General features: G+C 31.5%; 30 protein-coding genes, 1 tRNA gene and 1 pseudogene. 15 read left to right on the top strand and 17 right to left on the bottom strand.

Annotation, left to right across the window (positions count from 1 at the left end):
- Positions 1–2: 2 nt before the first annotated feature.
- From ACFSCX_RS02325 to ACFSCX_RS02300, 6 genes are read right to left on the bottom strand one after another with little or no spacing between them, the layout of a single operon-like run.
- On the bottom strand, positions 3–995 hold the full coding sequence (locus tag ACFSCX_RS02325) for a DNA methyltransferase (protein WP_377926489.1): 993 nt from the start codon (positions 993–995) through the stop codon (positions 3–5).
- A gap of 6 nt (positions 996–1,001) precedes the next feature.
- On the bottom strand, positions 1,002–2,165 hold the full coding sequence (locus tag ACFSCX_RS02320; protein WP_377926488.1) for a nucleotidyltransferase family protein: 1,164 nt from the start codon (positions 2,163–2,165) through the stop codon (positions 1,002–1,004).
- On the bottom strand, positions 2,165–2,392 hold the full coding sequence (locus ACFSCX_RS02315) for an acyl carrier protein (RefSeq protein ID WP_377926487.1): 228 nt from the start codon (positions 2,390–2,392) through the stop codon (positions 2,165–2,167). The genes ACFSCX_RS02320 and ACFSCX_RS02315 overlap by 1 nt, the downstream gene beginning before the upstream one ends.
- A gap of 54 nt (positions 2,393–2,446) precedes the next feature.
- Entirely contained in the window at positions 2,447–3,304 is an 858-nt protein-coding gene (locus ACFSCX_RS02310) for a class-II aminoacyl-tRNA synthetase family protein (protein WP_377926486.1), read from the bottom strand.
- Positions 3,298–3,813 carry an NUDIX hydrolase gene (locus tag ACFSCX_RS02305; RefSeq protein WP_377926485.1) on the bottom strand — a complete coding sequence of 172 codons (516 nt, stop codon included), beginning with the start codon at positions 3,811–3,813 and terminating at the stop codon, positions 3,298–3,300. The genes ACFSCX_RS02310 and ACFSCX_RS02305 overlap by 7 nt, the downstream gene beginning before the upstream one ends.
- Entirely contained in the window at positions 3,791–5,014 is a 1,224-nt protein-coding gene (locus ACFSCX_RS02300; protein WP_377926484.1) for a glycosyltransferase family 4 protein, read from the bottom strand. Before ACFSCX_RS02300 ends, ACFSCX_RS02305 begins: the two co-directional genes overlap by 23 nt.
- A 591-nt stretch (positions 5,015–5,605) precedes the next feature.
- Here ACFSCX_RS02300 and ACFSCX_RS02295 point away from each other — a divergent pair.
- Both ACFSCX_RS02295 and ACFSCX_RS02290 read left to right on the top strand, forming a co-directional pair.
- Positions 5,606–5,746 (top strand): sigma factor-like helix-turn-helix DNA-binding protein, encoded by a 141-nt coding sequence (locus ACFSCX_RS02295; RefSeq protein ID WP_377927056.1) that lies wholly within the window; start codon positions 5,606–5,608, stop codon positions 5,744–5,746.
- A gap of 98 nt (positions 5,747–5,844) precedes the next feature.
- On the top strand, positions 5,845–6,483 hold the full coding sequence (locus ACFSCX_RS02290) for a class I SAM-dependent methyltransferase (protein WP_377927055.1): 639 nt from the start codon (positions 5,845–5,847) through the stop codon (positions 6,481–6,483).
- 150 nt (positions 6,484–6,633) lie between these two features.
- Here the strand turns inward: ACFSCX_RS02290 and ACFSCX_RS02285 are convergent, their stop codons facing one another.
- The 4 genes and pseudogenes from ACFSCX_RS02285 to ACFSCX_RS02270 form a co-directional block, all read right to left on the bottom strand.
- Entirely contained in the window at positions 6,634–7,464 is an 831-nt protein-coding gene (locus tag ACFSCX_RS02285) for a sugar nucleotide-binding protein (protein ID WP_377926483.1), read from the bottom strand.
- Between the two features lie 487 nt (positions 7,465–7,951).
- Positions 7,952–9,238, bottom strand: a complete 1,287-nt coding sequence (locus ACFSCX_RS02280) for an IS110 family RNA-guided transposase (protein WP_377926482.1) — start codon at positions 9,236–9,238, stop codon at positions 7,952–7,954.
- A gap of 140 nt (positions 9,239–9,378) precedes the next feature.
- A complete protein-coding gene (locus tag ACFSCX_RS02275) occupies positions 9,379–9,690 on the bottom strand; it encodes an epimerase (RefSeq protein WP_377926481.1) in 312 nt (103 codons plus the stop codon).
- Positions 9,691–10,345: 655 nt separating this feature from the next.
- Positions 10,346–11,713 (bottom strand): annotated as a pseudogene (locus ACFSCX_RS02270) (ABC transporter ATP-binding protein); the annotation flags it as partial.
- A gap of 102 nt (positions 11,714–11,815) precedes the next feature.
- Here ACFSCX_RS02270 and ACFSCX_RS02265 point away from each other — a divergent pair.
- On the top strand, positions 11,816–12,499 hold the full coding sequence (locus tag ACFSCX_RS02265; protein WP_377926480.1) for a hypothetical protein: 684 nt from the start codon (positions 11,816–11,818) through the stop codon (positions 12,497–12,499).
- Between the two features lie 35 nt (positions 12,500–12,534).
- Here the strand turns inward: ACFSCX_RS02265 and ACFSCX_RS02260 are convergent, their stop codons facing one another.
- The 3 genes from ACFSCX_RS02260 to ACFSCX_RS02250 form a co-directional block, all read right to left on the bottom strand.
- Positions 12,535–12,744, bottom strand: a complete 210-nt coding sequence (locus tag ACFSCX_RS02260) for a helix-turn-helix domain-containing protein (RefSeq protein WP_377926478.1) — start codon at positions 12,742–12,744, stop codon at positions 12,535–12,537.
- Positions 12,734–12,877 carry a hypothetical protein gene (locus ACFSCX_RS02255; RefSeq protein ID WP_377926476.1) on the bottom strand — a complete coding sequence of 48 codons (144 nt, stop codon included), beginning with the start codon at positions 12,875–12,877 and terminating at the stop codon, positions 12,734–12,736. The genes ACFSCX_RS02260 and ACFSCX_RS02255 overlap by 11 nt, the downstream gene beginning before the upstream one ends.
- A gap of 64 nt (positions 12,878–12,941) precedes the next feature.
- Positions 12,942–13,796, bottom strand: a complete 855-nt coding sequence (locus ACFSCX_RS02250; RefSeq protein ID WP_377926475.1) for a hypothetical protein — start codon at positions 13,794–13,796, stop codon at positions 12,942–12,944.
- 568 nt (positions 13,797–14,364) lie between these two features.
- Here ACFSCX_RS02250 and ACFSCX_RS02245 point away from each other — a divergent pair.
- From ACFSCX_RS02245 to ACFSCX_RS02235, 3 genes are read left to right on the top strand one after another with little or no spacing between them, the layout of a single operon-like run.
- Positions 14,365–15,702 carry a tyrosine-type recombinase/integrase gene (locus ACFSCX_RS02245; protein WP_377926474.1) on the top strand — a complete coding sequence of 446 codons (1,338 nt, stop codon included), beginning with the start codon at positions 14,365–14,367 and terminating at the stop codon, positions 15,700–15,702.
- 2 nt (positions 15,703–15,704) lie between these two features.
- Positions 15,705–16,781, top strand: a complete 1,077-nt coding sequence (locus tag ACFSCX_RS02240) for a tyrosine-type recombinase/integrase (RefSeq protein ID WP_377926473.1) — start codon at positions 15,705–15,707, stop codon at positions 16,779–16,781.
- A gap of 2 nt (positions 16,782–16,783) precedes the next feature.
- Positions 16,784–17,737: a tyrosine-type recombinase/integrase gene (locus ACFSCX_RS02235; protein WP_377926472.1), complete on the top strand. Its 954-nt coding sequence runs from the start codon at positions 16,784–16,786 to the stop codon at positions 17,735–17,737.
- An 85-nt stretch (positions 17,738–17,822) separates the two neighbouring features.
- Here ACFSCX_RS02235 and ACFSCX_RS02230 read toward each other — a convergent pair whose 3' ends face one another.
- Positions 17,823–18,656, bottom strand: coding sequence for an abortive infection family protein (locus ACFSCX_RS02230; RefSeq protein WP_377926471.1), 834 nt, complete (start codon positions 18,654–18,656; stop codon positions 17,823–17,825).
- 170 nt (positions 18,657–18,826) lie between these two features.
- Between ACFSCX_RS02230 and ACFSCX_RS02225 the strand changes: the two genes are divergently transcribed.
- Positions 18,827–19,966: a site-specific integrase gene (locus ACFSCX_RS02225; RefSeq protein ID WP_377926470.1), complete on the top strand. Its 1,140-nt coding sequence runs from the start codon at positions 18,827–18,829 to the stop codon at positions 19,964–19,966.
- A 113-nt stretch (positions 19,967–20,079) separates the two neighbouring features.
- Here the strand turns inward: ACFSCX_RS02225 and ACFSCX_RS02220 are convergent.
- Positions 20,080–20,151, bottom strand: a tRNA-Val gene (locus tag ACFSCX_RS02220).
- Positions 20,152–20,290: 139 nt separating this feature from the next.
- On the opposite strand from ACFSCX_RS02220, the gene ACFSCX_RS02215 reads away from it, so the two are divergent.
- From ACFSCX_RS02215 to ACFSCX_RS02180, 8 genes are all read left to right on the top strand, one after another.
- The gene (locus tag ACFSCX_RS02215) at positions 20,291–20,527 is read left to right on the top strand and encodes a WYL domain-containing protein (RefSeq protein WP_377926469.1); all 237 of its coding nucleotides are present in this window, start codon (positions 20,291–20,293) and stop codon (positions 20,525–20,527) included.
- A 170-nt stretch (positions 20,528–20,697) separates the two neighbouring features.
- Entirely contained in the window at positions 20,698–20,946 is a 249-nt protein-coding gene (locus ACFSCX_RS02210) for a hypothetical protein (RefSeq protein ID WP_377926467.1), read from the top strand.
- Between the two features lie 70 nt (positions 20,947–21,016).
- The gene (locus ACFSCX_RS02205; protein ID WP_377926466.1) at positions 21,017–21,358 is read left to right on the top strand and encodes a hypothetical protein; all 342 of its coding nucleotides are present in this window, start codon (positions 21,017–21,019) and stop codon (positions 21,356–21,358) included.
- Positions 21,351–21,863, top strand: coding sequence for a YfcE family phosphodiesterase (locus tag ACFSCX_RS02200; protein ID WP_377926465.1), 513 nt, complete (start codon positions 21,351–21,353; stop codon positions 21,861–21,863). The genes ACFSCX_RS02205 and ACFSCX_RS02200 overlap by 8 nt, the downstream gene beginning before the upstream one ends.
- A gap of 213 nt (positions 21,864–22,076) precedes the next feature.
- Positions 22,077–22,805: an alpha/beta hydrolase gene (locus ACFSCX_RS02195; RefSeq protein WP_377926464.1), complete on the top strand. Its 729-nt coding sequence runs from the start codon at positions 22,077–22,079 to the stop codon at positions 22,803–22,805.
- Between the two features lie 81 nt (positions 22,806–22,886).
- Positions 22,887–23,402, top strand: a complete 516-nt coding sequence (locus ACFSCX_RS02190) for a YjcG family protein (protein ID WP_377926463.1) — start codon at positions 22,887–22,889, stop codon at positions 23,400–23,402.
- A gap of 3 nt (positions 23,403–23,405) precedes the next feature.
- The gene (locus ACFSCX_RS02185) at positions 23,406–23,831 is read left to right on the top strand and encodes a GNAT family N-acetyltransferase (RefSeq protein ID WP_377926462.1); all 426 of its coding nucleotides are present in this window, start codon (positions 23,406–23,408) and stop codon (positions 23,829–23,831) included.
- 106 nt (positions 23,832–23,937) lie between these two features.
- A complete protein-coding gene (locus ACFSCX_RS02180) occupies positions 23,938–24,612 on the top strand; it encodes a DUF421 domain-containing protein (protein ID WP_377926461.1) in 675 nt (224 codons plus the stop codon).
- A 14-nt stretch (positions 24,613–24,626) separates the two neighbouring features.
- On the opposite strand, the gene csaA is transcribed toward ACFSCX_RS02180, so the two are convergent.
- A complete protein-coding gene (gene csaA / locus ACFSCX_RS02175) occupies positions 24,627–24,959 on the bottom strand; it encodes a chaperone CsaA (RefSeq protein WP_377926460.1) in 333 nt (110 codons plus the stop codon).
- Between the two features lie 190 nt (positions 24,960–25,149).
- A complete protein-coding gene (locus tag ACFSCX_RS02170) occupies positions 25,150–25,431 on the bottom strand; it encodes a hypothetical protein (RefSeq protein ID WP_377926459.1) in 282 nt (93 codons plus the stop codon).
- Between the last annotated feature and the right edge of the window lie 344 nt (positions 25,432–25,775).

Raw genomic sequence — 25,775 nt, 5'->3', positions numbered from 1 at the left:
CTCTACTTCCTAATTTGATAAACACTAATACTTTCATTTTCTCCATTTTTCATAATAGCTCTTGTTATTCTATCAATTGTAATTTTTGATATATCATCATACCCACCCTTTTTCGTTTTTTTGGGTATTTGAACCAAAATGCATTTTCTGAAAGAATTAGATTCTTTATTTAACTCTACGATCGCTTGACCAGTAGTTCCAGACCCAGCAAATAAATCCAATATTACATCATTAGGTTCACTAAAATAGTTAACTAATTGTTTAAGCATCTTTACTGGCTTAGGATAATTCATTCCGATATCCTGTTCTAATATATCGACCAAATCCTGTTTTCCAGTATATTGATAATCTAATTTCATTGCTTCTGTTGTTGTATCATTCTGTTCATATTCCTTATAAATCCATGAAGAAATTCTCTTAGTTTTTTCACTATCAAATTTAGGGTTGCCATAGACTACTATATACTCATGTTGATGACTTATTATACCTTCATTACTTTCATCATAATTTCTCCGATGCCATACAAAAGTGCCAATATATTTTTCTTCACCATAAATTTCATCAAGTATTAATCTTAAATTAGCATATTCATTATCATCAATTGAAACTATTATTACTCCATTTTCATTCAAGAGTTCTTTTGACAATAATAATCTTGGGTATATCATGTTTAACCAATCAAAATGTCGATTTTCCTTAGCATTTCCTGCATCCCTACTCTGTTTGAAGTTTGAATATTTTTCTTCTAAATTACCACCCGAATAAATAAATTCATTTCCTGTATTATAAGGAGGATCTAAATATATAATCTTTATCTTCTCTGAATAATCATTTGCCATCCCTTTTATTACCTCTAAATTATCTCCTTGAAAAACAATATGATTTCTTTCATTATCATCGTATATTTGTTGAGTTTTAATAAAGACAGGTGTATTTCCCTCTATTTTCTTTGATTCTTCTTTGAGACTCCAAATTAATTCTGGTACTTTTTTCATATATCTTCACTCACCTATATTCTGGAATTTTTTTACTCTTTCTTCATATTCTTTAAATTTCTTCAATTCATCTATATTATTAATAATCTGGAATTTTCGATCACTCCAAAAAATCCTTTCATCAAAACTTTTTTCCCAACGGAATACTTTTTCTTCATCTAACCCATAATCGTTAAGGAATGTTATATCCTCTGGTCTCAAGCAGCTCATTATTTCAACTGGAATTATATCCCCAAAAATTAATTCCAGATGGTAAAAAGTGTAAAATACAGCTTTTTTACCATCTTGTGATAGAATGTTAATGTTAAAAATAAAATATTCCCAGTTTATTTGACTGAAATTTTTTAAGATAAATCTATATAAATCAACGTATTTAATAAGTTCAATATCCTTACCGTGTCTAATTGAATGAACACTAGTAGAATCCTTATAAATACTAAAGCAAAGTTGAAGCAACATTATTTCGGTATTCAGTTTATTAATCATATCCTTATTAACTTCACTTGAATTTAACGATTCTCTCACCAATTGTTTCTTTACAGGTGATGAGTTTTTATTATTAAAAATATCAAATGCCAGCTCAACATTTACATAAATTTCAGTATTTTCAAACTTTTTTGTGAACGATGAGAGTACATGATGCCCTAATCTTTTAAAAAGTTTTTCTTGCTTTGAATATTCTCTAATATTATTAGACCACTTCTCACCTTGTACATAACCTAACTCATTTAAGATAACTGAAGCTTTTGTCAATTGGTCTTCATCTATTAATATGTCGATATCTTTACAAAATCTTGATCCAATATTATAAACCTCAGAGCACAAAATTGCTCCTTTTAAAGTAGCGTACTTTATATTATTCTCATTAAATTTTGCTACGATAATCTTTAACTCACTCTGGTAAATCTCATTTTTTTTTTGATTACCATTTGAATAATGAAGAAAAATGTCTGACCATTTGTCATGCAGCAAATAAAAAATATCATGTCTGTTTAGCACTTCATAAACTAGCCCCATCAATTTATGTTCAGAACATAACTTAATAAATAACGGTGGATTGAAAAGACTATCTTTTAACAACTTTTCAATATTTTTTTTATTGTTATTGTGTTCATAATCTTTTATTATTTCAACTATTACTTGAAAAGTTACATTTTGATAAAATAACATTAAATCACTCTTTCAGAAACAAAATAATTTATTTTCGTTATACTATTAAAATTCTCTTTTTTTATGTCTTCATCTAAAATTTCTATTTTAAATTCTTCTTCTAAATACATTATTAATTCAACTATTGCCAACGAATCCAAACCATAACCTTCTAAATTTTCATGTATGCCAATTTCATTGTTGTTAAGTATTTCTTTTATTTTCTTTTCAATAATCTGAGTGTTCATTCATATTTCCCTCGCAACATATTTCGTTTAAAATATCTGATATGATCTGATATGCTAACAATTAATAAAATCTCGTGGGAACTTTCCTTTGTTTCCATGAGTAAGGATAAAAGCTAAAGTCCACCGTTCTAAACCAAAACCAGTACACCCTGAGTAAATAGGTGAATTATCCTGTAATTTAATATTTAGTTTTTTTGAGTAAAATTGATTATGAAGATTAAAAGATGATACAGAAAATGAATCAGAATCCCCATAAAACACCAATTCAAACTTTTGCTCTTCATTTTTTTGAAGTTTTAATAATTTTTGCATAGCCGGTGTAATATAAAACAGGTCATTTGCTGGTTTTATCACACAATTTAACTTAAGCTGTTCGGCAATATTTTTGGTTTCAGCAATTGTTTGGTCTCTAAGACTTTTTACTTCTTGTTGTGTTCCAAAATAAACGATTTCTTGCATAGAAAAAGTTTTTGGTCTAGATTTACTTATACTATGCTCGCTCTCATTTCTAAAACAATAACCTTTTGCATAAAAAACCTTCGAGTCTACTATAACTTTATTTTCAAGTTGTTCAAGTATATGACAACACACTGTTGGAGGTTCAGATAAATGAGACTCAAGCTCAAGTACCTTTGTTATATCTACACTTTTATTGGCTACATTGTGTAATGTGTTAGAGTCAGAAGATACTACCGATACAGCTCCATAATTATGTGGGAACTTTTCGATATAATCAGTTTTTTCCAAAAAATCAGTACTAATCAATGCTGGTACTAGAACTTGTTCAGAATACATATTTTCAGCAAGTTTGTAGAATAATTTCTCTAATTCAGAGTACACTTCTCTAGCATAGCCTTTTAGAAAAACTTTACTTCCAGAAAATACATATCCTTTATCTGTTAATCCTACCATTTGTTACACTCTCTTCTTTCCCAATCTTTATATTCTTTTATGAATAAACTACTCTCTTTTAATTTCAACATTTCTATTATTTTAATAACTAGTGGGGAACACTCCTCTAGATCATAATTTAAAGAGATGAATTCCACTCCCAAAGAGTCATTTAATTCTTTGCTATTACCTTTATCTATATTCGTTTCTATGTACTCAGCGTCTGATCCATTTACTGTTACTGAATATATAATTGCAATATGATGAGTATATTTTGATTTTTCATATGGTGCCCGTACTAAAAAATCAAATGTTCCTAGTTGTTCATTCACTCTTACATTGAATCCTGTTTCTTCTTTCATCTCTCTAACTAATGCATCATAAAGACTCTCTCTATCCTCAATAGAACCACCAGGTAAATCGAATCTATAACTGTATGGCCCACCATTTTTTTTTACTACCATTAGTTTTTTGCCGGATAAACACACTCCATAGACTCCAATATGTCTATGCCAAGACTCTTTGTTCAATTTTTCCCCTTCTTTCTTGAATGGCCTCTTGGTATACTCTTAAGTTCTGTTCAACAATTTTACTTGAACTAAAACGCTCTACTTCTCTTCTTGCATTATTTCTCATAATCTCAGAACACTCACTATCCTCAATTACATTGAGTATTGCTTTCTCTAAGGCCTGTAAATTATAAGGATCAATCAGTAACCCAGAAACCCCATCATTTATCATTTCAGTCATTCCACCATTTATACTACCAATAATGGCAGCCCCATTAGACATTGCCTCTAAAACAACATAAGGGAAATTTTCATATAGAGAAGGGAAAACACATACAGCTGATTTAGCATACTCCTCTTGAATAATATTGTTATTTATGTGTCCTTTAAATTCTAAAAAGTCTACGTATTCCTCTCCAACATATGATTTTATTAACTCTTGGGTTGATATATTTAGATTATTTCTATTCGTATCTTTTCCGATAAAAACAACCTTATAATTGGAATGCTTCTTAAAAATACTTGGTAAAACTCTTGCTAAGTTTAAGACTCCTTTTCTTTCTTCTAAGCTTCCACAAAATAATATTTGATTATAAGATTTAATCTTCTTCATCCCTAATTCATTCAGAATAGCAGGGTTAGGAATAATTTCTATATCATCGTTTCTCGTTATGTCCATTTCTCTTAACACAATATTTTTTAAAGATTCTGTGCATGAAATTACTTTTTCGCTTCTATTAATTAGTTCTTCTTCCCATTTTAAAAGCTGTTCTTTTATTTCCAGTGACATATGACTTTTATTATACTTAAGCCATACTTTTAAAGGTGTATGTAGTTTAGTAACAATGGGTACTTTGCCTTTTGAAAGATAAAATATTGTATCAGCACCCCACTCTGGTGTTTCAATTATATCCAATCCTTGTTTCTCAAGATTTTCCAACTCTTCTTTTACTTTCATTCTATAATTAATTAGGGAGTCGATGTTATTTAAATCTTTTGAAAATATTCTTACTACTTCTACTCCTTCTTCAATATATCTTTGACTTCTTACATTCGACTTACATATAACAGTTACTCTATTACCCCTTTTAACAAGTTCTCTTGCCAATATATGTTGATATGTTGCTATTCCTCCAAAACTTGTTTCTTTAGGGTACTCTTCATTCACTAAACAAATATGCATACATACACGCCTTTCAGTTTGATAAAACTCTGTTTTCATCTATTTTTGCTTTTTTGTGTAAACTGCGTTGATTATTATATCCATTTTTCTATACATTTCTAATAATCATAATAATTCTAATAATTAACTTATTTTCTATATTCAAATAATATTAAACACCATATATATCCAAAGTTCAACATATTTTTACATTTTTTTATTTTCAGGAAATATATTTCTTAGTTTTTCTAATAGTGTAATTTAAATATTTTCCTTATCGATCCTGCTCTAATGAGTAAAGGTAGGTAAAAGAGTTGGGTGAAATAAATTTAGTTAGAAAAGCCATCCGGGGTGATTCAGATGTTTCTAAAAAATTGCTTATTGAGCATAGTGATCGCCTATACAGAACGGCATATTTGTATGTCAGAAATCGTGAGGATGCTTTGGATGTGGTACAAGAACTGCCTATACAGCATTTTCCTCCATTAACCAGTTAAGAAACGAGCAATATTTCCTAACTTGGTTAATGAAAATATTTATTAACCGTGCTATTCATGTCCAAAAGAAAGAGGAAAAATGGAATTGCTTCAGAAATAATATAACAGTTTTCCCAGGTGTGAAAACTGAGGAAAATCTAGATCTCTAGCAGCAATTGGAAAATTGCCAGATAAGTATCAGAACAGCATTTTCTTATTCTACTATCATGATATGAGTTTACAGGAGATAGCTAAAAAGCTAGAAATACCTAAAATACGATTAATACCTAAAAATAGTTTAAAAAGGTTCTTGTGAGGGGGCTATTTTGATGGATAGAGAACCACATTTAAACAAAGTAAATGAAGTTGAGGTGCCGAAGGAAGAGGATATAAAATCAATAGAACTTTAACGCTATTGAAGGACCAATTATTTATGAACTCATTGGAGACTATCAGGATAAAATCATCTTAGACCTAGGTTGTGAGGATGCCTCCTTTGGTAAAGAACTTTTAGATCAAGGAGTGGGTTCTTATACAGGAATTGAAGGGTCTAAGCAAATGGCGGATTCCGCCAATAGAAATATTATTGGAGAAAACGGAAGAATTCAACACGGTACTATGGAGTCTTATAGTTATCCTAATAATGAATTTGATATAGTAACTTCTCGTTTTGCATTTCATTATGTGTCTAATATCAATGAACTGTTTGATAATGTATATAAAACACTAAAACATAAAGGGAAATTTATATTCAGTGTTCAACATCCTCTTACTACATCTTCCTTCATAAGTAAAGATACAGGAGATAAACGTGGAAATTGGATAGTAGATGATTATTTTATTGAAGGTGAAAGAAGAGAGCCTTGGATTGAACAAACAGTGGTTAAATATCATCGTTCCATAGAACAATACTTTAAGTCTCTTACTTTATCAGGCTTTACGATAGTTGACTTACGAGAAGGTGCTCCGAAACGTGAGCATTTTAGTAGTCAAGAAGAGTTTGAAAGAAGACAAAGAATACCAGTTGTATTGATTTTTTCTTGTATTAAGTGAATAAATAGAGTAAGCTCGGTAGAACATCCGAGCTTTTTTTGTTGTTTTGTTCAACCTATCCTTACCCTTTAGCTCAATAATCCCCTAAAAAAACCGTCAATACCTTCATGAATCATCGTACACCGGAAATTCAATATCTAAAGTTATGATTCATTTTAAACTTCTAAATAGTGATTTAAATAAACCATTTACTCTTTGTGTATTTAATGATGTATCTAGTGGTATAAACGGATTCTCATTTGGATCTAACAAGGAAGGTTTTATTACAATTTCATCATAACCCAAATTTCGAAGTCGCTTTTGGTAAAATGTAAAATAACTTTCTTTTTGTAATGGCCCTACATGTAACGTCCCATTAAAGTCCATATTTGAAAGCTCTAAGATGGCTTTTGATAAATCATCAATATGTACAAATGTACGATACATATTTGAAGCCGCATGAAAGAAACCTTTTTCCTCAACTTCACTAATCATCTTTTGGGTTCTCTGTTCAATATTCTGATTTAGATCCTTTCCATAAAGTGGACCTGTACGAAGAATTATGTGGTTTGGGTGATTATCTCGAACCTTCTTTTCACCTATTATTTTTGAATTAAAATAAGTAGCTAAAGGTGCTTCTTCAGCTATTGGTATCGTTTTATCAGATTCTGTATACCCTCCTATTCCTTCTGAAAAAACGCCATCTGTAGAGAGAAATATAAGTTTCATTTCTTCACTTATTGCTGACATTAGGTTTGTCAGGCCAGCGTTTATAAGTAAATCCTCTTCATTCATGTTTAATACTGTCCATATAACCACATCTGGTAGATACTCTTGTATAATTTGTCCTACTTCATTTTTATCAGTTACGTCCAATTTTATTATATTTGATTTTTCATGTACATATCTTGAAGTGCCCAATACGGTGTAATTTAAATCTTCAGCTAAACCAAATAAAGTGGAGCCTAGAAACCCAGTTGCCCCTAATATTAGAATTCTCAAATTTTGTTCCCGCGTTAGACTTCATTAGTCAATTGCCGTTCCTCTTTTTCAACTAAACTCCCCCCTATATAGAAAGGTAAATCTCTCGATTTCTCGTGTTTTCTCATGATTTTATATCGATCCATTTTTAGTCGACATTGATAACATGGTGTAAAGTTGTAATATAGGCATATTTTGGAGTTGAGAAGCAAAAACGACTGTAGGTATCCAAACCACCTCTATCCAAAAGGTGGAAACTCAGTTAAAGTATGGTCGCACTGGTGGATGTCTACATTTCTCATGGGGGTCAACCCTCCCATATCTCGCAGAGTCTATGCTCCAAAATTCCTTCGTCCAACCTTTCCATGAGGTAGATGTCAGTTATGCTTCCCGACAGGATCTATGTCCGTATTTTAGTTGTTTTACTGACTAATCCGTGCTTCAAATGTCTATCAATTAATGAGATAAACTACTATATAATCATGTTCTATACGTTCTATCGAGATTACTAAGCTACCTTTTGCACTACAGCCATATGAGGAATATCCTTCAACATTCTTTCTTCACTAAACACAAAATGCTTCTTACCTATCGCAAATAAAACTCGAATCAATTTATTACATAAAGCAATCAGTGACTGCATCTTTTTCAATGGATTGTCAGGACGTTTGGTATAGTATTCATGTAAAGCTTTAAAAGCAGAATTCTTAGCTACAAGGGGCATGACAACTCTAAACAAGAGGGCTCGTAAGTTCTTCCTGCCTCTCTTTGTAGTTCTAGTTTGCCCCTTATGTTTGCCTGACGTGTGCTCCATCAAACTTAATCCTGCAAGTTTAATAATTTGACGAGGATGTGAGTAATAACGTAGATCTCCAACCTCCGCAAAGAACCCAGCTATCGTGTCTTTTCCTATACCAGTTATCGCTAGCATTTGGTGTACTCCTGGTATTTGTGCTAATAACTCGTCCCTTTTAACCTCTAGTTGTTCAAACTTTTTTGTAATGAGTTCATACTTATCTAACAATGTGCTTAACTCTAACTTGGCGAAATCTGAACCCTCACTGATTCCAATAGAAACACTGGCCGCCTTCTTTAATTCTTCTATTCTACCTATACCTACTGCACGTTTTGCTGCTTTTCTAATATGAGCTAATAACTCTTGATCAGGGAGTTCAACTAACTCATGTGGAAGTAGATTCAGTTTTAATATTTGCAGAGCTGACAGCCCTTCCCAATCCTTGAATACCGTAAGGAATTCTGGAAAATAACGATCAATCCAATTGTGAATTTGTCCTTGTACAGCTTGAAGATCAATGGATAATTGATCGCGTATTTTTCCAGCGATTCTGAGATCAGCATATATTCCTTCTGGAATATTAGGTTCAGAGTATCTTCCGTCTTTCACTAATTGGGCAATGACCTTTGCATCTTTCACATCATTTTTCGTAGGGGAATTATCATCTAATTCCTTTGTCTTCTTAACATGAGCTGGATTAACAACCACTAACTTAAGATCAGTTTCCTTAAGATAATGGGCTAAATTAAGCCAGTAGTGTCCCGTAGGTTCAACACCGATGATTACCATATTCATGTTTTGTTGGTCCTGAATCTCTTTAATCCATTCAACAAATATATCAAAACTATATCTAGTATTTTCGAAGTGTAGAGGTTTACCAAACTCCAAACCTCTGAAGTCCTGCGCACGAGCTACGTGTTTGAATTTCGCAATATCAACACCTATAATTAGTGTTTGAGAAGTAATTTGAGCAATCTTATTATTTTGGTTATAATTCATTTTGAAAACCTCCTGGAATATATGATTTGTCCTTTTTGCCGCCAAGCACGGACACTCATATCATACCAAGAGGTTATTTTTTTGTTCAAATTCCATTTTTATTCATTACAGGAATGCTTCCCTTTAACCTTAATAAGCTTTTATTTATTACTAAAGCGCAAGATCCAACCATCTTCTGTATAAAGTTCACCTGGTAGACCGTCACTCAAAGCTTTAAGACTTACCTTTTTATCGTCATTACTAACTGAAATATCTATAGAATTTTCTTGTTCTAACGTCAAAAGTTGATGATGTAAGGTTGTATCTACAATTTGAGGAATTAATTCATTAATTAATTCTGTTTGACCACTTTCAGCTACAAGATTAAATATTCTTTGGCAATCCTCACTCCTCATTTTCCGTTCAATAGTCATTTCCCATTGTTCAATAGCTTCATCCCGGACTTTGTGCATTAATATCTCACCGAATAAATCTAGAAATTTGTTATTCATGTATACCTACCTCTATAGTAATAAAAAAATTAATAGCTTTACTTCCTCTAAGAAGCAAAGGTATTAATATTTTCTCCATATTAAAAAACTTATCCTGCTTATTCTAATTAATGCAGTAAACTGATACTCTCTTATTAAACTAACCTTCCCCGTTTTTTACAATAAGTTCCACCAAAATAGCGTTATCCTCTAAATTAACACTAATTACTATCTAGCTATCTTCTTAATTTGTTTAAACCACTCTTTTGCATTATAGTATGGTGTTTTTACAGGGTCATTTGTGTGTATCAAATCATATTTATAATCAGGACTTAATTTATTATTACGAACATCATAAACCAGTTTAAGTTCAGTTGACATCTCTCATTTGTATTTCTTACATAACTTCAAAATTAATTGTTTTTTCTCTTTGGACTCCATCATTCAATTCTTGTAATTTCTCCTTCTACTAATCAAAGTAAATATAAATCTTGCATTATGACAAAATCTCAAAAATACATTTATTTTCGAATAGTTAGATTCTTATTTGATAACTCATCTAAGATTTCATCTATGACCTCTTTTAGTTCTTTATTAAAAACCTTGTAGGGAAATCTTTTTCTTACTAAAGTTTCTGAGGGTCATCTAAGCTTACGTTGGAAGCAATCGTACCTGTGAATAAGAATGGATCCTGCAGCACAATTCCCATATGCTTTCGAACCTGCTGCTTCGTTAGGTCCTGGATATCCTTTCCATCAATTAAAATTTTTCCTTCTACCGTATCATAGAAACGGAATAATAGGTTCATGATCGAACTTTTCCTTGATCCTGTATGACCGACAAGGGCAACAGTTTCGCCTTGCTTTGCTTCTATATTAATATCTTTTAACACGTATTCGCCTTCTTTATAACCAAAAGAGACATTATCAAATGTAACGTTACCTTTATATCTAGGTGTACCTTCATCTGAAACTTCTATGCCCTCTTCATCCAACAGTTCAAAAACACGCTCTGAAGCAACTAATGCTTGTTCTAGTAAAGCTAGCTGATTCACAATTTCTGTTATCGGTTGGAACAAACGATTCAGATAGTCAACAAAGGCATAAAGAACTCCAATTGAAATCACGGTTCCAATTTGTAGAGATGCTCCTCCAAAATACCAAATGAGTGCAACGAATGCTAAGTTTCTAAGAACGAAAACTAAGTTATGTGAAGTCATTGAGTTTAAGTTTAGAAGCTTATTTTGATAAGTAAAATACTTTTCATTCATCACTTCAAACCCTTTTGTTGTTTCCTTTTGACGTTTGAACGCTTGAATAATCGTCATACCTTGAATACTTTCATTAATCATTCCGTTAATATCACTTAGCGTTGAACGAATAACATGATTATATTTTGAAGCATATTTACGATAAATGATCATCCAAACAATTAAGATTGGCACTAGAATTAAACAAATTGCCGCAAGTCTTAAGTCTAGTAAAAAGAGTGCGATATAGATTCCTGTTATATAGATGACACCCGTAAAGAATGTTGACAAAACGGTAACGAATAAATCTCTAATTGCTTCCGTATCATTCGTAACTCTCGAAACAACCTTATCAGCTGGAAGGTTATCGAAATAGTTCATGGATAATCGTTGAATGTGTCTAAACACGTCCTTCCTCATTCGTTGGATAATACGGTTTGAGGATATTTGTAAATACACTCTTTGCCAATATTGAAAAAAGGACGAGACGATGACTAAACCAAAGTATAATCCCATCAGCCATAATAAGTTATCAATTTCAGGTGAGTAAAATCCTAGCAAGTCTTTGCCTGTTAGTTTTACTGCTGAATACTCTTGCTTGTTACCATCCCTAGTAATGGTTAACGTTCCGTCCTAAAAGGTTCTTTCTCCATCAAATTCGATTGGAAAATTTACAAAATAATAGCCCCTGCCTACCTGTAGGATTCGTACTTCTTTACCCTTAGATTCACCTTCAAAACGGTCATAGCGTTTATATAGCTTTCAATTAGTTCTTCTACAAAACTAAAAATATACAAAATTCCAATAGCACAATGGATTCTAGACGCTTCTGAAAACTTAGTCTATGCTGGTATATGTATGTTTGGTTTAAATGGTTTGTATTACTTTAGAAGGAGTGATTTAATGCTAAAGGAATATGTGAAGATAATTCGAATAGATGATTACGGTTTCAACTGTAAACCATATACATCAAATTCCTTCATTAATAATCCAAAATTAAGAGGTTTTCATCATTCATTTGAATTTATTAATAATGAGATCACTGATCTATTAGATATAAGTAAGACATTCGAAAAGTCAAAATTGCATAAACCTGCTGAAAATGATTGGAATTGGTCAGGTTGTTTTTGTCATCTTGAGGAATACGATAAGCAATTGTTTACTGATATTGGTTCAATGGCAATGAAAAAAAATCATAAAATAAATATTGCTTATCTACATAAGGATGCAAAAATTTGGGTTAGAAATATTAACCATAATGAAGAAATATTCTATAATAGCTTTCTTATTAGAAACAATCATGAAGGTCAAGAGTATTGGAGAGAAGAAGATTATAGTCGATTTTATAACCCTAGATGGGTAAGGATGAGTGTTCATTTAGCTTTGGAAAGGACAAGGCTTTGGAAATATCAGAATCAAGGAAAACCTGTTCCAGAACATATTTCGGAATTTTTTCTTATGGAAAATCAGCTTAAAGATTTAAAATCCCCCACTTTTTTTGAGAAATTGTCTTATGCAATTAAGAATTTAGGGAGATTTTAATTACTTTAACATAAAAAAACAAAGAAAAGCACAGTTTAGTTTTGTGCTTTTTCTTTGTTTTTTTTATGTTCCAACCATAATAAAAAGTCTTGTCTCATTACTCGTTTTGTTCTTCCGAATTTTATTAGTGGAAAATCGCTTCTATTCATGATTTCATATGCTGTTGGTTTAGAGATCTGCAGTAGTTCACTTATCTCATTAGCAGTTAGTACTAAAGGATAACCAATTTCAGTTTTATCTGTCATTTTTATCACCCATATTTTGTTCTAACATTTCTTTATTACTTTTTTCATACTCTATTATCCATTCATCTAAAATTTTCAGAACTATGTTCCTTTTTTGGTCATTCCTACTATCATCAGAGTAAATACTATTCATAAAAAAACAACCTCCTTATAAAAGAAGATTGTTCTATTTATGAAATTTATATATCACTGTACTTTTAAAAGTTTAATAAAGGAAAAGGTAAGCAAACTAGTTTGCTAGACTTATTTTTACAAACAAAGATAAAATTATACTGAGATGGAATCACAGTTTTGGTGTAACCAATCTCCATATAAAAACCTTGAAGTAGGTTTTTTAATTTAGTGAATTCAATTAAGGTAGCTTTCTCATTAAATAAATCAATAATAAAAGCTCCTTTTATCCATTCAAAGCGTAAAAAAAGAGTAATTTCATCAGGAAATTCAATAATTACACCCTTCACATCATGTTCTTCTACATTATGAGAATTTATAAAATCAATAAACTGATCCTCTTTAACTTTAAATACTCCTTCAAAGTTAAAATGATGCGTAGTCCACCTCCCACCTGGTTTTTCTTCTTCAAGCCAATCAACTGGTACTCTTGTAAGAATTGCTAGAAAACATACTAGTTCCTTAGGAAAAGTTTCTTTTTGTATAAGTGTTCTTACTAACTGTGGGTTAGAAATTTTCTGTTTTTCTTCCATAATTCTGGTACTCCGTTTCTCTTTCTTGATTCCAATAAACCTTGAAATCATATCAGATGAAACATTGTACCTTATAAAAAATTCCCTAATTGCAAAACCCATTACTTCCTTATTTAGTAATAACCTTCTTCTGGACTTTAATGAAAGTTTTAATAATAACTTTCTATAGACTTCAATTTTATTATATAAAATGTACAATTCATCCCAAGGATAAATATTTTTTCCATTAGAATCTAAATGAATTTTTATGTACTCTTCCTCTGTAATTCTATTCTGCAAAAAGGCTATTACTTCCCTATAGTTTTTTAAATAATCAAATAAGATCTTTTCTCTTTTTGCTTTGGTCAATTTAATCACCTAAGAAAAAGATAACCTTATATTTGATTTATATCAGCTTTGTACTTTTAAAAGTACAGCCTAATGAAAAAAGTAGATTCTTTACAAAATGTTTTATAGACAAATTAAGAATGTTCATTTAAGAAGCCCTACGAGTTTGAATATTACTAATATAAAGTTTAATTAATCCAAGAATCATACAGGCAAACACCCCCTATTCATATTTTTTAACAATTTTTTATAAAGATCATTAGGCTTATTAATGTATTCCTACTTATAAGAATTAATTTTATTTAAAAATTGACCAATGTATCCTTTAATTAAATAAAGGATTTTCACCTAGAACAAAAATTCCAGGAAAATTTTTGGAAAAATAAGGAATGGAATTGCGATTCCTTACCCATAATGGTAATAAGAAAAAACAAAAAACCCTAAAAGTAGACGTATTCCTCAAATGAATACATGCCACCCTTAGGGTTTATAAACTTCAAAATCAGGCTCTAACATGAGCAAAACAAAAACTTAATGATTAAACAATATCATATTTCTAGTATTTAAACAATAACAATTGAGGTGTTTCATGGAAACAAACTTAATTAATAAACAAGGTTATTATGATGATTTTTCTCAACCAGAAATTAAATTAAATAATTTTCATGAATTTCCAGTTGAATATTTGGATTTTCTTGATTCAATCTCAAATTTAAAAGTAGGGACCTATCGGTTATATTTCTATGAATTAAAAAAACTTTTTAGCTTTATTAAAGAACAATTTAATATTACAGAAATTAATGATTTCAAGTTGGAATTTATCACGAGCTTTGAGCAAGTTATTAAACAAGCTATAGATACAAATAAAATTACTAGAAGAATAGGTATAAGTAGAATTAGGAGGGTCCAGAGCTTTTTGAAGTTTTTATCTACTCAAAACAAAATCAGTTTTATATACCAACACAATATACCAATTAACGCTAAAGATAAAAATATGAGGAGATTTGAAAATAAGAATGTACCTTCAAAAATAATAGAATTTCTTAAAGACCTTGAAAATAGAAACTATAGCAATGTTAATTATTATCAAAAGAGATTACTTTATTATTATAAATTTTTGTTACAAAATAACTATCTTTCTGATTTTAATACTGACTATATAGCTTCAGAGAATCTAGAAAGGTTCCATTACTACCTTGATCATAAAGTAAATCTGGAGAATCTTGAAAGAAGTTCCGCTCTTTTATACTTAAGAGCTATTAAGTTATACATTGAATATGTAAATCGAGGTAAGGTGTACAAAGAATCTTATACTATACCAGAACGATTTAGAGTTAAAGCAAATAGAAGTAATGAATATGTCCCTTCTCAAGAAATAGTTAGAATTCTCCAAAATATTTCAAATCACTCAAAGTATCCATTAAGGGATATTTCAATTGCATTGTTGGTTATAGATACTGGATGTCGCCCTATAGAAATAATCAACATGGAAATGGAAAGTGTACTAATTTCAGAGAGATGCGTTTTATTAAAAAGTAAAAAGTCTGGTCAAAGAAAACTTAAAATTAATCCTTTTGCATTTAGTTATTTATATGAATATTTTAAACAACGTTCTAGAATTATAGGTCAACATAGTGCACTTTTCTTAAATAAATATAATAAACCTTTGAATATTAATGCAATAAATTCCATTTTTTATAAAGCTAATCTTAGACTATATAAAGCCTCAAAATATTCCCCTAAGGCTCTAAGACATAGTTATATCACTAATGCCCTGGACAACAATAATAGTTTCGAACAAGTTTCAAAAGCTGTTGGACATAAACACTTTGTTTCAACATTAATTTACCTTGAAAGAAGCACTAAACGCTTGCTTTCCAATTCCTTACCCCACGATCCGTATGAATACTTATTTAAGGAGGAGTAAAGGTGGCAATAAAAATTCAATCAACTGTTGATTATGATTTAGTATGTAGTGAATTAGGTATTACAAAAGAGCAATTATTTTCTTTAAGTACAGCCAAAGTCCCTAAAATAAAAGAACCAAAAATTGATGAAATTATTGACAATTTCCTAATTCATTTAAATCAATTAGTAAACATAGGGAAGAGAAGTGAATCTACTTTTGAGACATATAGCAATTTTCTTATTAGATTTAAGAAATACTTATCACAGAAAGATACATCCATAGAAACTATGTCATCAATTTATACACTCAATGAACAGTTATTATATTCATTTATCTCTACGCTTGAACCTAGAAAAAACAGTTCATTATCCCCCTATACCCTTAATAAATATACTGGGATAATTAAAGCATTGCTTAAGTATGCATACTACACTGATTATATAGAAAAGGATTTAACTTACAAATTTGAAAATCATAAAACAGAAATATTCCCTAGATATTTTACTAGTAAACAAGCAAAAAATATTCTGAAAGTCTCTTTAAACAGGACCTATGGATATAGGTGGAGAGCGATGGTATGTTTTCTTTTGTCGACTGGATGTAGATCCGAAGAGATTGTAACAGTTAAGGTGAAAGATTTCGATATTGAAAATAATATTATTAGAATAATGGGTAAAGGAAAAAAAGAAAGAATCGTTCCTTTGTTCCCGGAAGTGAAACGTGTTATTCTAAAATATCTTGAAATGTCAGGTACGGAATGGACAAGAAATCATGAAGGTTTGCTATTTTGCCATGACGAAGGAGAGTTGCGTAAGAAACCTATATTAACCAGAACCATTAGATATCAAGTGAAAAATATTTTATCCGATTCCGGATTAATAGACCAGGGATTCTCCCCACATTCTTTTAGGCATACTTTTGCAGTTAATTGTTTAAGATCGGGGATGAATCTTGCTTATCTAACACAAATCCTTGGTCATACGAATCCTGAAACAACTAGAATTTATGTACAGTTATTACCCTTAGACTTAAGAGATGAAGTATTAAATAAATACCCCCTACAATTTGAAAAATTGATAAAGGAGTTAATTGATTAATTATGGATTATTTTGTAAAAGAATTAGAAAAATTCTTAGCAGTTGCTAATCTTTCAGATAAATCTAAAGCAATTTACTCTAAGCCACTCATACAATTTGGAGAATTTTTGGCAGAAAAGATGGACGTTATTTTAAATGAGGTACACCTTTTAAGAGTATACCAACTCGACTATAATGGAATAGCAATAAGTTATAAACCTCTTGATTCTGGTCTAATTGACGAGTTCCTCTTTAAAAATGCCCAAAGTAATTTTAGTTGGCTTTCAACCTGCAGAAATGCGTTGGGATCTTTTTTTAAATACCTTTATAGAAATTATGATTTTCCTTTATTAACCCAACAACTTACTTTTAAATTAGTTAACTATAAGCCACAAAAGAAATTTCCAAGAATTTTAAACCGCCATGAGTTAATTAAATTCTTTCAAAGTATAACTATTAATAGTAACCACCTAGATCGTGACTTGTTACTATTTAGCTTACTTTGCTCTACAGGTTGTAGAATATCTGAATTACTTTCTATTACTATAGAAGACATTAATATTGAACATGAGATGATTTATATACAAAAAACAAAAAACAAAACTTCCCATGTAATCCCTTTAAGAAATGGATTAGCACAATCAATCAATAAATTTTGCCTTGAGAATTCAATACAATCAAAGGATAAAATATTTCAAGATAGTGGCAAACCACTCACTAATGAAAAAGTATATTATTTAATGAAATATTATCTACTAAATGCAAAATTACCCATGGTAAAGCTACATTCACTTAGACATAGTTTTGCTACCCTTATGTATGAAAATGGAGCTGCAATTACAACAATAATGCAATTGCTAAACCATAAGAGTATTTCTTCTACAGAACATTATGTACAGCCATACTACATTAGGAATTATTATATTAAGATTCCTGAGAATGATTTAGTTTATAGACAATTTAAAGATTTATTGTAGAAGTACTTATCTAATCCAAGATTAGGCAAGCAATAAGATGCTTAAAATAAAACTTAAATACTTAAGTTTTATTAATATCACTTCGTTATTTAGCTTTAATTAAAATTCCTTTATCAAGCTGATATTCATAAGTATTAAAAAGAAACGTTACAACTGTTTTGGCTGAATTTATAACTACTAGTGCATGATGCTTGTTTACTTCATATCTTCGGTGATGTGCATCTCCATTTTCGTTACGAATTTGTGCTATCCCATTAACAATATTCACTAAACCGTTAAGAACTTGTTTCAATGGTTGCTCCAATTTTGGATTTTTTGTATCTAAGTTTAAGTGCATTCTAACTTGTTTAAATAAGGCAGGTAAATCAGGCTGATCTTTTAATTGTTCACCATTTAAATTTACTAATTTCTCGTTACATACTCCTTCTACTAATGATCGAGCACTAGTAATTGCTCCAGAATAATCCTCTTCATTAAACCTCTTTTCACATTTAACCAGGTCTTCTTTAATATGTGAAAATGTTAATCGATCAGGAATTCGACTATTCACATGGACTATTTGAACGTCAATTTGCTCATCCTCTAGATAATCTATAAATCTATTGAAAACAGTTCTAACATAACTTTGTAGAGTAAATTGATTTTCATTCATCCCCATATCTGAAGTTAAATAATCCACAGCTTCGCTAATTGCCCTACTTCCTTTAATAAATTCAGGAAGTTTAATATTATGTTTCTTTGCCAATTCCTTAATTATTATACGACTTTCCTGATACATAGTATCTTTTTCCATAATTGAAAAAAATGGATCATCTACTTCTTCATAATTTAAAGTTGAATTCCTTTGGTTACAAAAACTTCCTTCCAATGAACAACACAGGTTTAATTTACTCAGCTCCAATATCTCTATTGCTTTCATCTATTGCATCCTCCTATTTACAAAATTATCCTTTTTCTTAAACCTATTATATCACTCTCTATTTTAATAATTATTAGAATAATAGATTATAAAATAATATTTTATTGTCAAAACTTATAAAAGGAGAAATTCTAATTATCTAATAACAAATCTAAAATGGAGGCGTAATAATGAAAGGAACAATTTTAAAAAGAGGTAACACCTATTCATATATTGTAGATATTGGAAAAGATCCACAAACAGGCAAACGCAAGCAAAAAACTAAAGGTGGATTCCAACGAAAAAAAGATGCAGAAGCTGCTCTTAGAAAAGTAATCATTGAACTAGATGAAAATCGTTATCACGAACCAAGTAAAGAGTCTTTCGCTTCATATATCAGCAGATGGTTCTTTGAGCATTATCAAAAAAGAATTAAAGATTCAACAGTATCAGCCAGGTGGTATATGATAGAGAAACATCTAATCAATGAAAATCCTTTTTCTGAAAAAAAACTCTCAAGTATAACGACCAAAGATATTGATGATTTTTACAACAAAAAAATTGCAGAAAATTTTAGTACTAATTATATACGTAAAATGCATCAAATTTTAAATCAATCTTTAAGTCAGGCTGTTAAATGGCAACTCCTAGCTTTTAATCCAGTTATAGATTCTGATCCACCATCTGCTAAAAAAGACGAAATAAAGATATGGTCTTTTGAAGAGATACATTCTTTCCTAAACGTTTGTAAAAAGGAACAATATTATCTATTATTCCTCCTTGCTTTCTATACAGGTATGAGACGAGGAGAGTTATTAGGTCTAAAATGGAGGGATATAAATATTGATAAAAGATTCATTCAAGTGGAACGTTCCCTTTCTTATATTCCTAAGAAAGGGTATTTGTTAACAACTTTAAAAACTTTAAATTCAAAAAGAAAAGTACCTATTCCAGAAATTATCATCGATGAATTACTAATTCATAAAAAGAATCAAAATAAATGGAAATACAAATTAAATAACCAATATTTTGATAACGACTTAGTTATATGCACAGAAACAGGTTCATTTCTTGACCCTCGTAATGTTTTGCGTGTTATGAAACGTATTTGTAAAGCGGCCAATTTAAAACCTATTAGATTCCACGACATCAGACATACCCATGCATCGATTCTTATTTCATCAGGAGTTGATCTAGTAAAAGTTTCAGCTCGTTTAGGACATGCAAATCCAAAAATCACATTAGAAACATATGCACATCTAATCCCAAACGATTTTAATGAAGTAGCGGATATTTTCCATAATGCAATACAACAGTCTAAAAAAAGATAATGTTAGCAAAATGTTAGCAAATAATGACTATGGCGAAGAAACAACAATTTAATCGTAAAATTAAAAAGCTGAAAATCCTTGATACTAAAGGATTTTCAGCTTTCTGAGTAAGATGACCTGTGAGGGACTTGAACCCCCGACCCCTTCCCTGTCAAGGAAGTGCTCTCCCACTGAGCTAACAAGTCATAATCATATAGTAGTTTACAATAATATAGCGAATATTTTGGTCATTGTCAATATCCCAAAAAACTATAACATTTGGTCCATGTTCCCACTCGAAAACGGAACAAATGTTCGTTTATAATGTTTTTAGAGGTGATCTTCTTGAATCCATTTTACTCTGCGTTAAACCGTTGTTTTCTTGATCAACAACCTGTTGAACTCATCTATCAATCCATATCAGGAGAAATGACACATCGTACTATTATGATTCGTAAAATGACGCCTACCTTTATACAAGGGTATTGCTTACTTCGAAAAACGACTAGGACCTTTTCCCTTCAAAATATTCTTTCTATATCAACAAAACAAAAAGAAAGCAAGCGTCTTTTTTATGATTAGCCTTTTAGTACTATGTTTCTTCTATAATTTTATCTTTCAATCAAGGTACTGATTCTATTTGTTTACCTTGTATGTATAACAACTTTTGGATTTGTGTTGTGAATTCTTTCCATAGAAAAATATCTTCAAAGAAAACAATTTTCATTTTATAGTTGGTATGGGTGATATAAATGAAATTACTAAATTGGAGCTATACAAAAAGATATAACATTAAGGCACGGTATGATTACTGTCCATTCTCATCAGTTATTTTTAGACCCATTAATGAATATTACTTCGTCTATATAATCAACTGGTCAGAGAAGGATCCCATTGTCACAAGAGAACATTTGGCATTAATGGAGTTACTAATAAACAGAGAGCTTGGAACGGAAGAACATTACTTATCTAGGAAATCGACAATCCCTGCAGATCCGTAATAACCTCGTACATAACTTCCCTTATTTTCTGTCACACTACATTCAGGTACAATACTTGGAGGTTATGAATTTGAATCAAAAACAATATGTAATTCCAAAAAGCTATTTTCAACATAGTCTTTATGCGGATAAACTAAGTAGTGAATTAGATAGTGCGGCAGAAGGTTTACTATTTGATCGTTTTGTTCATGATGTCGGTGCTGATTTACATCTTGATGTTTTATATGATAAGTCCTCCTTAAATGGTGATTGTTGGTTTTTAGGTGGGGACCAGCATATAAAAATGTTTCTTGAGGAACAAGATGACGAGCATTACCAGCTTATATTAACTCCTCTGTCACAGGAAGGTATAACATTAATAGAGCAAGCTGAAAAATCTAGTCTTAAGGAGATTATAAATAAAAGTGGATGAACAAAAAGTCATTATCTTATCCGATACCCATATGCCCAACAAATCGAAAAAACTACCTGGAAAACTTAATTTTGAACTTGAACATGCTGACTTAATTATTCATCTTGGCGACTGGCAAACAGCTGAGTTATATTATGAACTCAATAGATATGCTCCTGTTGAAGGAGTAGCTGGGAATGTTGATAACGATGAAATCGTTAGAATTCTAGGGTTTGAAAAAATCATTTCTTTGAACGGGATTAACATAGGCTTAACACATGGACATTTAGGTAAGGGAAGGTCTACACCAATTCGGGCTTTGAATACCTTCAAATACCAAAATGTTAACATCATCTTATTCGGTCACTCTCACATTCCAATAAACGAAACGGCTAATGGTATTACACTCTTTAATCCAGGTTCACCAACTGATAAAAGGCGTCAATCTCATTTCTCTTATGGCATATTAAACATCAGCCATCACAATTTTTCCATACATCATCGATTCTTTACCTCAAATGAGTAAAGTAATACCTCTTGGTTGTGGAGATTTTCGTTAGGTTGGATATACAAAATCTCTCCCTCATTCATATTCCTTATTTTTTCAAAGTAAGAGCTTATTCAGGGCGCAAATTAAGAAGTATTTTAGAACTTTATGCTACAATATTATTATTGTGATATCACTTGCGTATTTTTTTTCCAACTGCAAAAGCTACTATCATTGGAGGTATACATAAACATGGTACAAAAGAAAGGAACAATTGAAGAAATCAGTTTTATGAGTAAAGCTCTAGGAGAAGAATTAACTCTTATGCTCTATAAGCCGGCTAATTTTACGCCTCTTTACAAATATCATCTTGTTATTGCACAAGATGGACAGGATTATTTTAACCTCGGAAGAATTGCTCGTGTCACAGAGGAATTATTAGAAGATGGAGCGATTCCTAATATCCTGATTATTGGTATCCCTTATATGGATGTAAATGATCGATATAGTAAATATCATCCAAATGGTCAAAATCATGAAAGCTACATACGGTTCTTAGCTCACGAGCTAGTACCCTATTTGGATGAAAAATATCCCACGTATCAAATGGGTAGAGGTCGAGTACTTGTAGGTGATTCACTAGGTGGAACAGTCTCTTTGCTAGCTGGATTAAAATATCCAAATACATTTGGGAAAATTGTTTTGCAGTCGCCATTCGTTAATTCCTTTGTAAAAAAACAAATCCAACATTTTCCTTCACCGCATTTACTACAGCTGTATCATTCAGTCGGTACAAAAGAAACAGCTGTTGAAACAACTAAAGGGGAAACAAAGGATTTTGTAAATCCTAATCGTGAGTTAGCCACACTCATGAAAAGTAAAAAATTTGACTCCTCATTTCATGAATTTGATGGAGATCACACTTGGACGTACTGGCAGCCAGATCTAAAGCAAGCGTTACAAATCATTCTAAAAGATTAGTTCTGTAAAATTTGAAAATTTGGTATAATAGTTTATAGCATACATGTTCTTATATAAGATATTCTTGGGAGGTAACAAACTATGAAATACGGTATTGCTTTGTTTCCGTCAAAAAAACTTCAAGATTTAGCGAACTCATATCGAAAAAGATATGATCCAAACTATGCTTTAATCCCGCCTCATGTGACATTGAAAAATTCCTTCGATACATCTGATGATGACATTAAGGACTTAGTACAAGAATTACATAAAGTTGCTTCTGAAGTAAAACCATTCACCTTAAATGTTTACAAAGTAAGCTCTTTTCATCCAGTGAACAACGTTATTTATCTAGCGGTTGAATCAACTCCTGCATTAGAGAACCTTCATAATAAAATGCATACTGGTGCTTTCCCAAGTGAAAAAGAGTATGCGTTTGTTCCTCATATTACAATTGGACAGCAGTTATCTGATGATGAACATTCGGATGTCCTTAGCTCTCTAAAAATGTTGAATATCAATCATCAAGAAACAGTTGATCGCTTTCAGTTATTATACCAACTAGAGAATGGTTCCTGGACAGTTTACGAAACATTCCATTTAGGAAAGGAATGTTAAGTGTTGAAGATAGTCGTTGTTAATAATGATGAACAATTCAAGGATGCTTTAACTGTGAGAAGAGAAGTATTTATCGAAGAACAGCAAGTTCCTGAGGAAGAAGAAATCGATCAGTTTGAAGATATTTGCACACACGTTGTCGTCTATGATGGAGATAAACCAGTCGCAGCTGGAAGACTTCGTGAGTACGATCATAACGTCGGAAAAATGGAACGAATATGTGTATTATCCTCCTACCGTGGTCAAAATCTTGGCGTTCTTGTTATGAATAAGCTAGAGGAACTTTCAAAAGAAAGAGGCTATTCGACGTTAAAATTAAATGCTCAAACACATGCAGAAGGTTTTTATTCGAAGATAGGGTATGAGACAATATCTGACATTTTTATGGATGCGGGGATACCACATGTTACGATGGTAAAACATATTTAAGTACAAGGCTACAACGATTATCGTTGTAGCTTTTTCTGTTCAAACTTTTCATAAATGACCTTCATTTCGTACACACTACTATAGAATGAATTGCGAGGTGTAATGTATGGATTTTCTCATTAGTGGTACCGAGGTAATAATTGGCTTTTTCGTATTGTTGATTACGACTAAATTACTTGGTAAAACACAAATCACCCAGCTTACCCCTTTTGATTTTATCTCTGCTTTAGTTCTTGGAGAGTTAGTGGGAAGTGCCATACATGACAAAGACGTTGGCGCTATCAAGATCATATATGTCGTGTTTATTTGGGCCGTTCTTATATATGTAACCGAATTGATTACACAAAAGTTCAAAAATACAAGGGCATTCCTGGAAGGAAAGCCATCAATTGTCATTCACAAAGGAAAAATCAATTATGAGGGTCTTAAGAAAAATAAGCTAGATATTAATCAGCTTCAAAATTTAATTAGAAAAAAGGATGTCTTCTCATTAAAGGAAGTTGAATATGCCATTTTGGAAACAGATGGAACGATCAGTGTATTAAAAAAATCCTACTTTGCTCCACCGACAAGAAATGATTTAAATTTAAATGAGATACAAGTGAACCTACCTTTAGCTATTGTGACAGACGGAGAAATTGTTTGGGATAATCTAAACGAATCAGGTTTTGACGAGAAATGGTTAAGGGGACAACTTCAAGTACACGGCTGCAATCGTATAAAAGACTGTTTATATGCAGAATGGACAGAAGGAGAAGCACTTCATGTAGTCAAATACTAGCGCTTCTCTTTTTTCTATGCGATTGGTGTTCCATTTGGGACCTTCTCATCAATGTTTAAAAGCACGACATCCCCCTCTTCTGGAACCCCTCCGATGACTAGTACCTCTGATTTAAATCCCGCTACTCTTCTTGGCGGAAAATTCACAATGGCAATAACTTGTTTATTCAGCATTTGACTTGGGGTATACCGTTTCGTAATCTGAGCACTAGACTGCTTGATGCCAATCTCCTCACCAAAATCAATGACCATTTTTATGGCTGGAACCTTTGCCTCTGGAAAAGGCTCTGCGGTGATGACGGTACCTACTCTAATATCAAGCTTATGAAGATCTTCAATTGTAGCCATTTAATTCTCTCCTTGTCGATTTACATTTCATTTATTTTATCAATTATTGGAAGACACTTCAAATTCCATCACGGTAGCGATAACGTTTCTCTTTTCAAGTGAATACAAAAAATGAGCTTTTCACTTTAATTAAAGTAAAAAGCTCATTCATTCATATCGTTTCAGCATGTTTCAAGTTTCCTTTCAATATTCATATCGACTGATTAAAAAGCTGGCCTTTTCCTGTAATTTCAGAGATTAAAGCTTCAGGAATCTTCTTGTCGTCATAGGCGCTTCTCTCTTTTCTACTTATGTCATCTCTTTCTTTATTTTCCGTAAAATCTTGATTGCTTCCTTTTTTCTCTTTTTTTAATCGCTTTTCTAGGCTGGCTTCAAATACAGGTAGTAGTTCAAATGGAGATGTGATGTCCTTTACTGTACGATTAGCGTATTGTGCATATTGATGATGATCGATAGGCAAGATATACCCCATAAGAATGCCTCCTTTCATATTTAAATACCCTTTTCATTCCATCAATAAACCAAATGACTTACAGTATTGTATGTCGTACCACTTCAATGGAGAACAGATCATAACGATCTTACTATTACTATCGTCAATAATTTCCAATCCTAAAGGGCTGGTTCATCGATAATATAATAAAAAAAGGGGATCACTTTTATGCATGACCCCTTCAAAATTAGCATGTTGTTAACAGCCATTAAGTAGACCCAACATTCACCTAAAATGGCCCTTTGTTTTGGCCAGAGCTACCCACTCCTTATCACTATATTCAACTTCCTACTACTTTGTATGGACAAGTGTACAGGGACAAA

Origin of the sequence: Bacillus salitolerans (assembly GCF_042680805.1) — a bacterium.
GTDB lineage: Bacteria > Bacillota > Bacilli > Bacillales > SA4 > Bacillus_CJ > Bacillus_CJ salitolerans.
The sequence above is the reverse complement of the archived record's forward strand: the minus strand, read 5'-3'. Positions and strand labels throughout refer to the sequence as shown.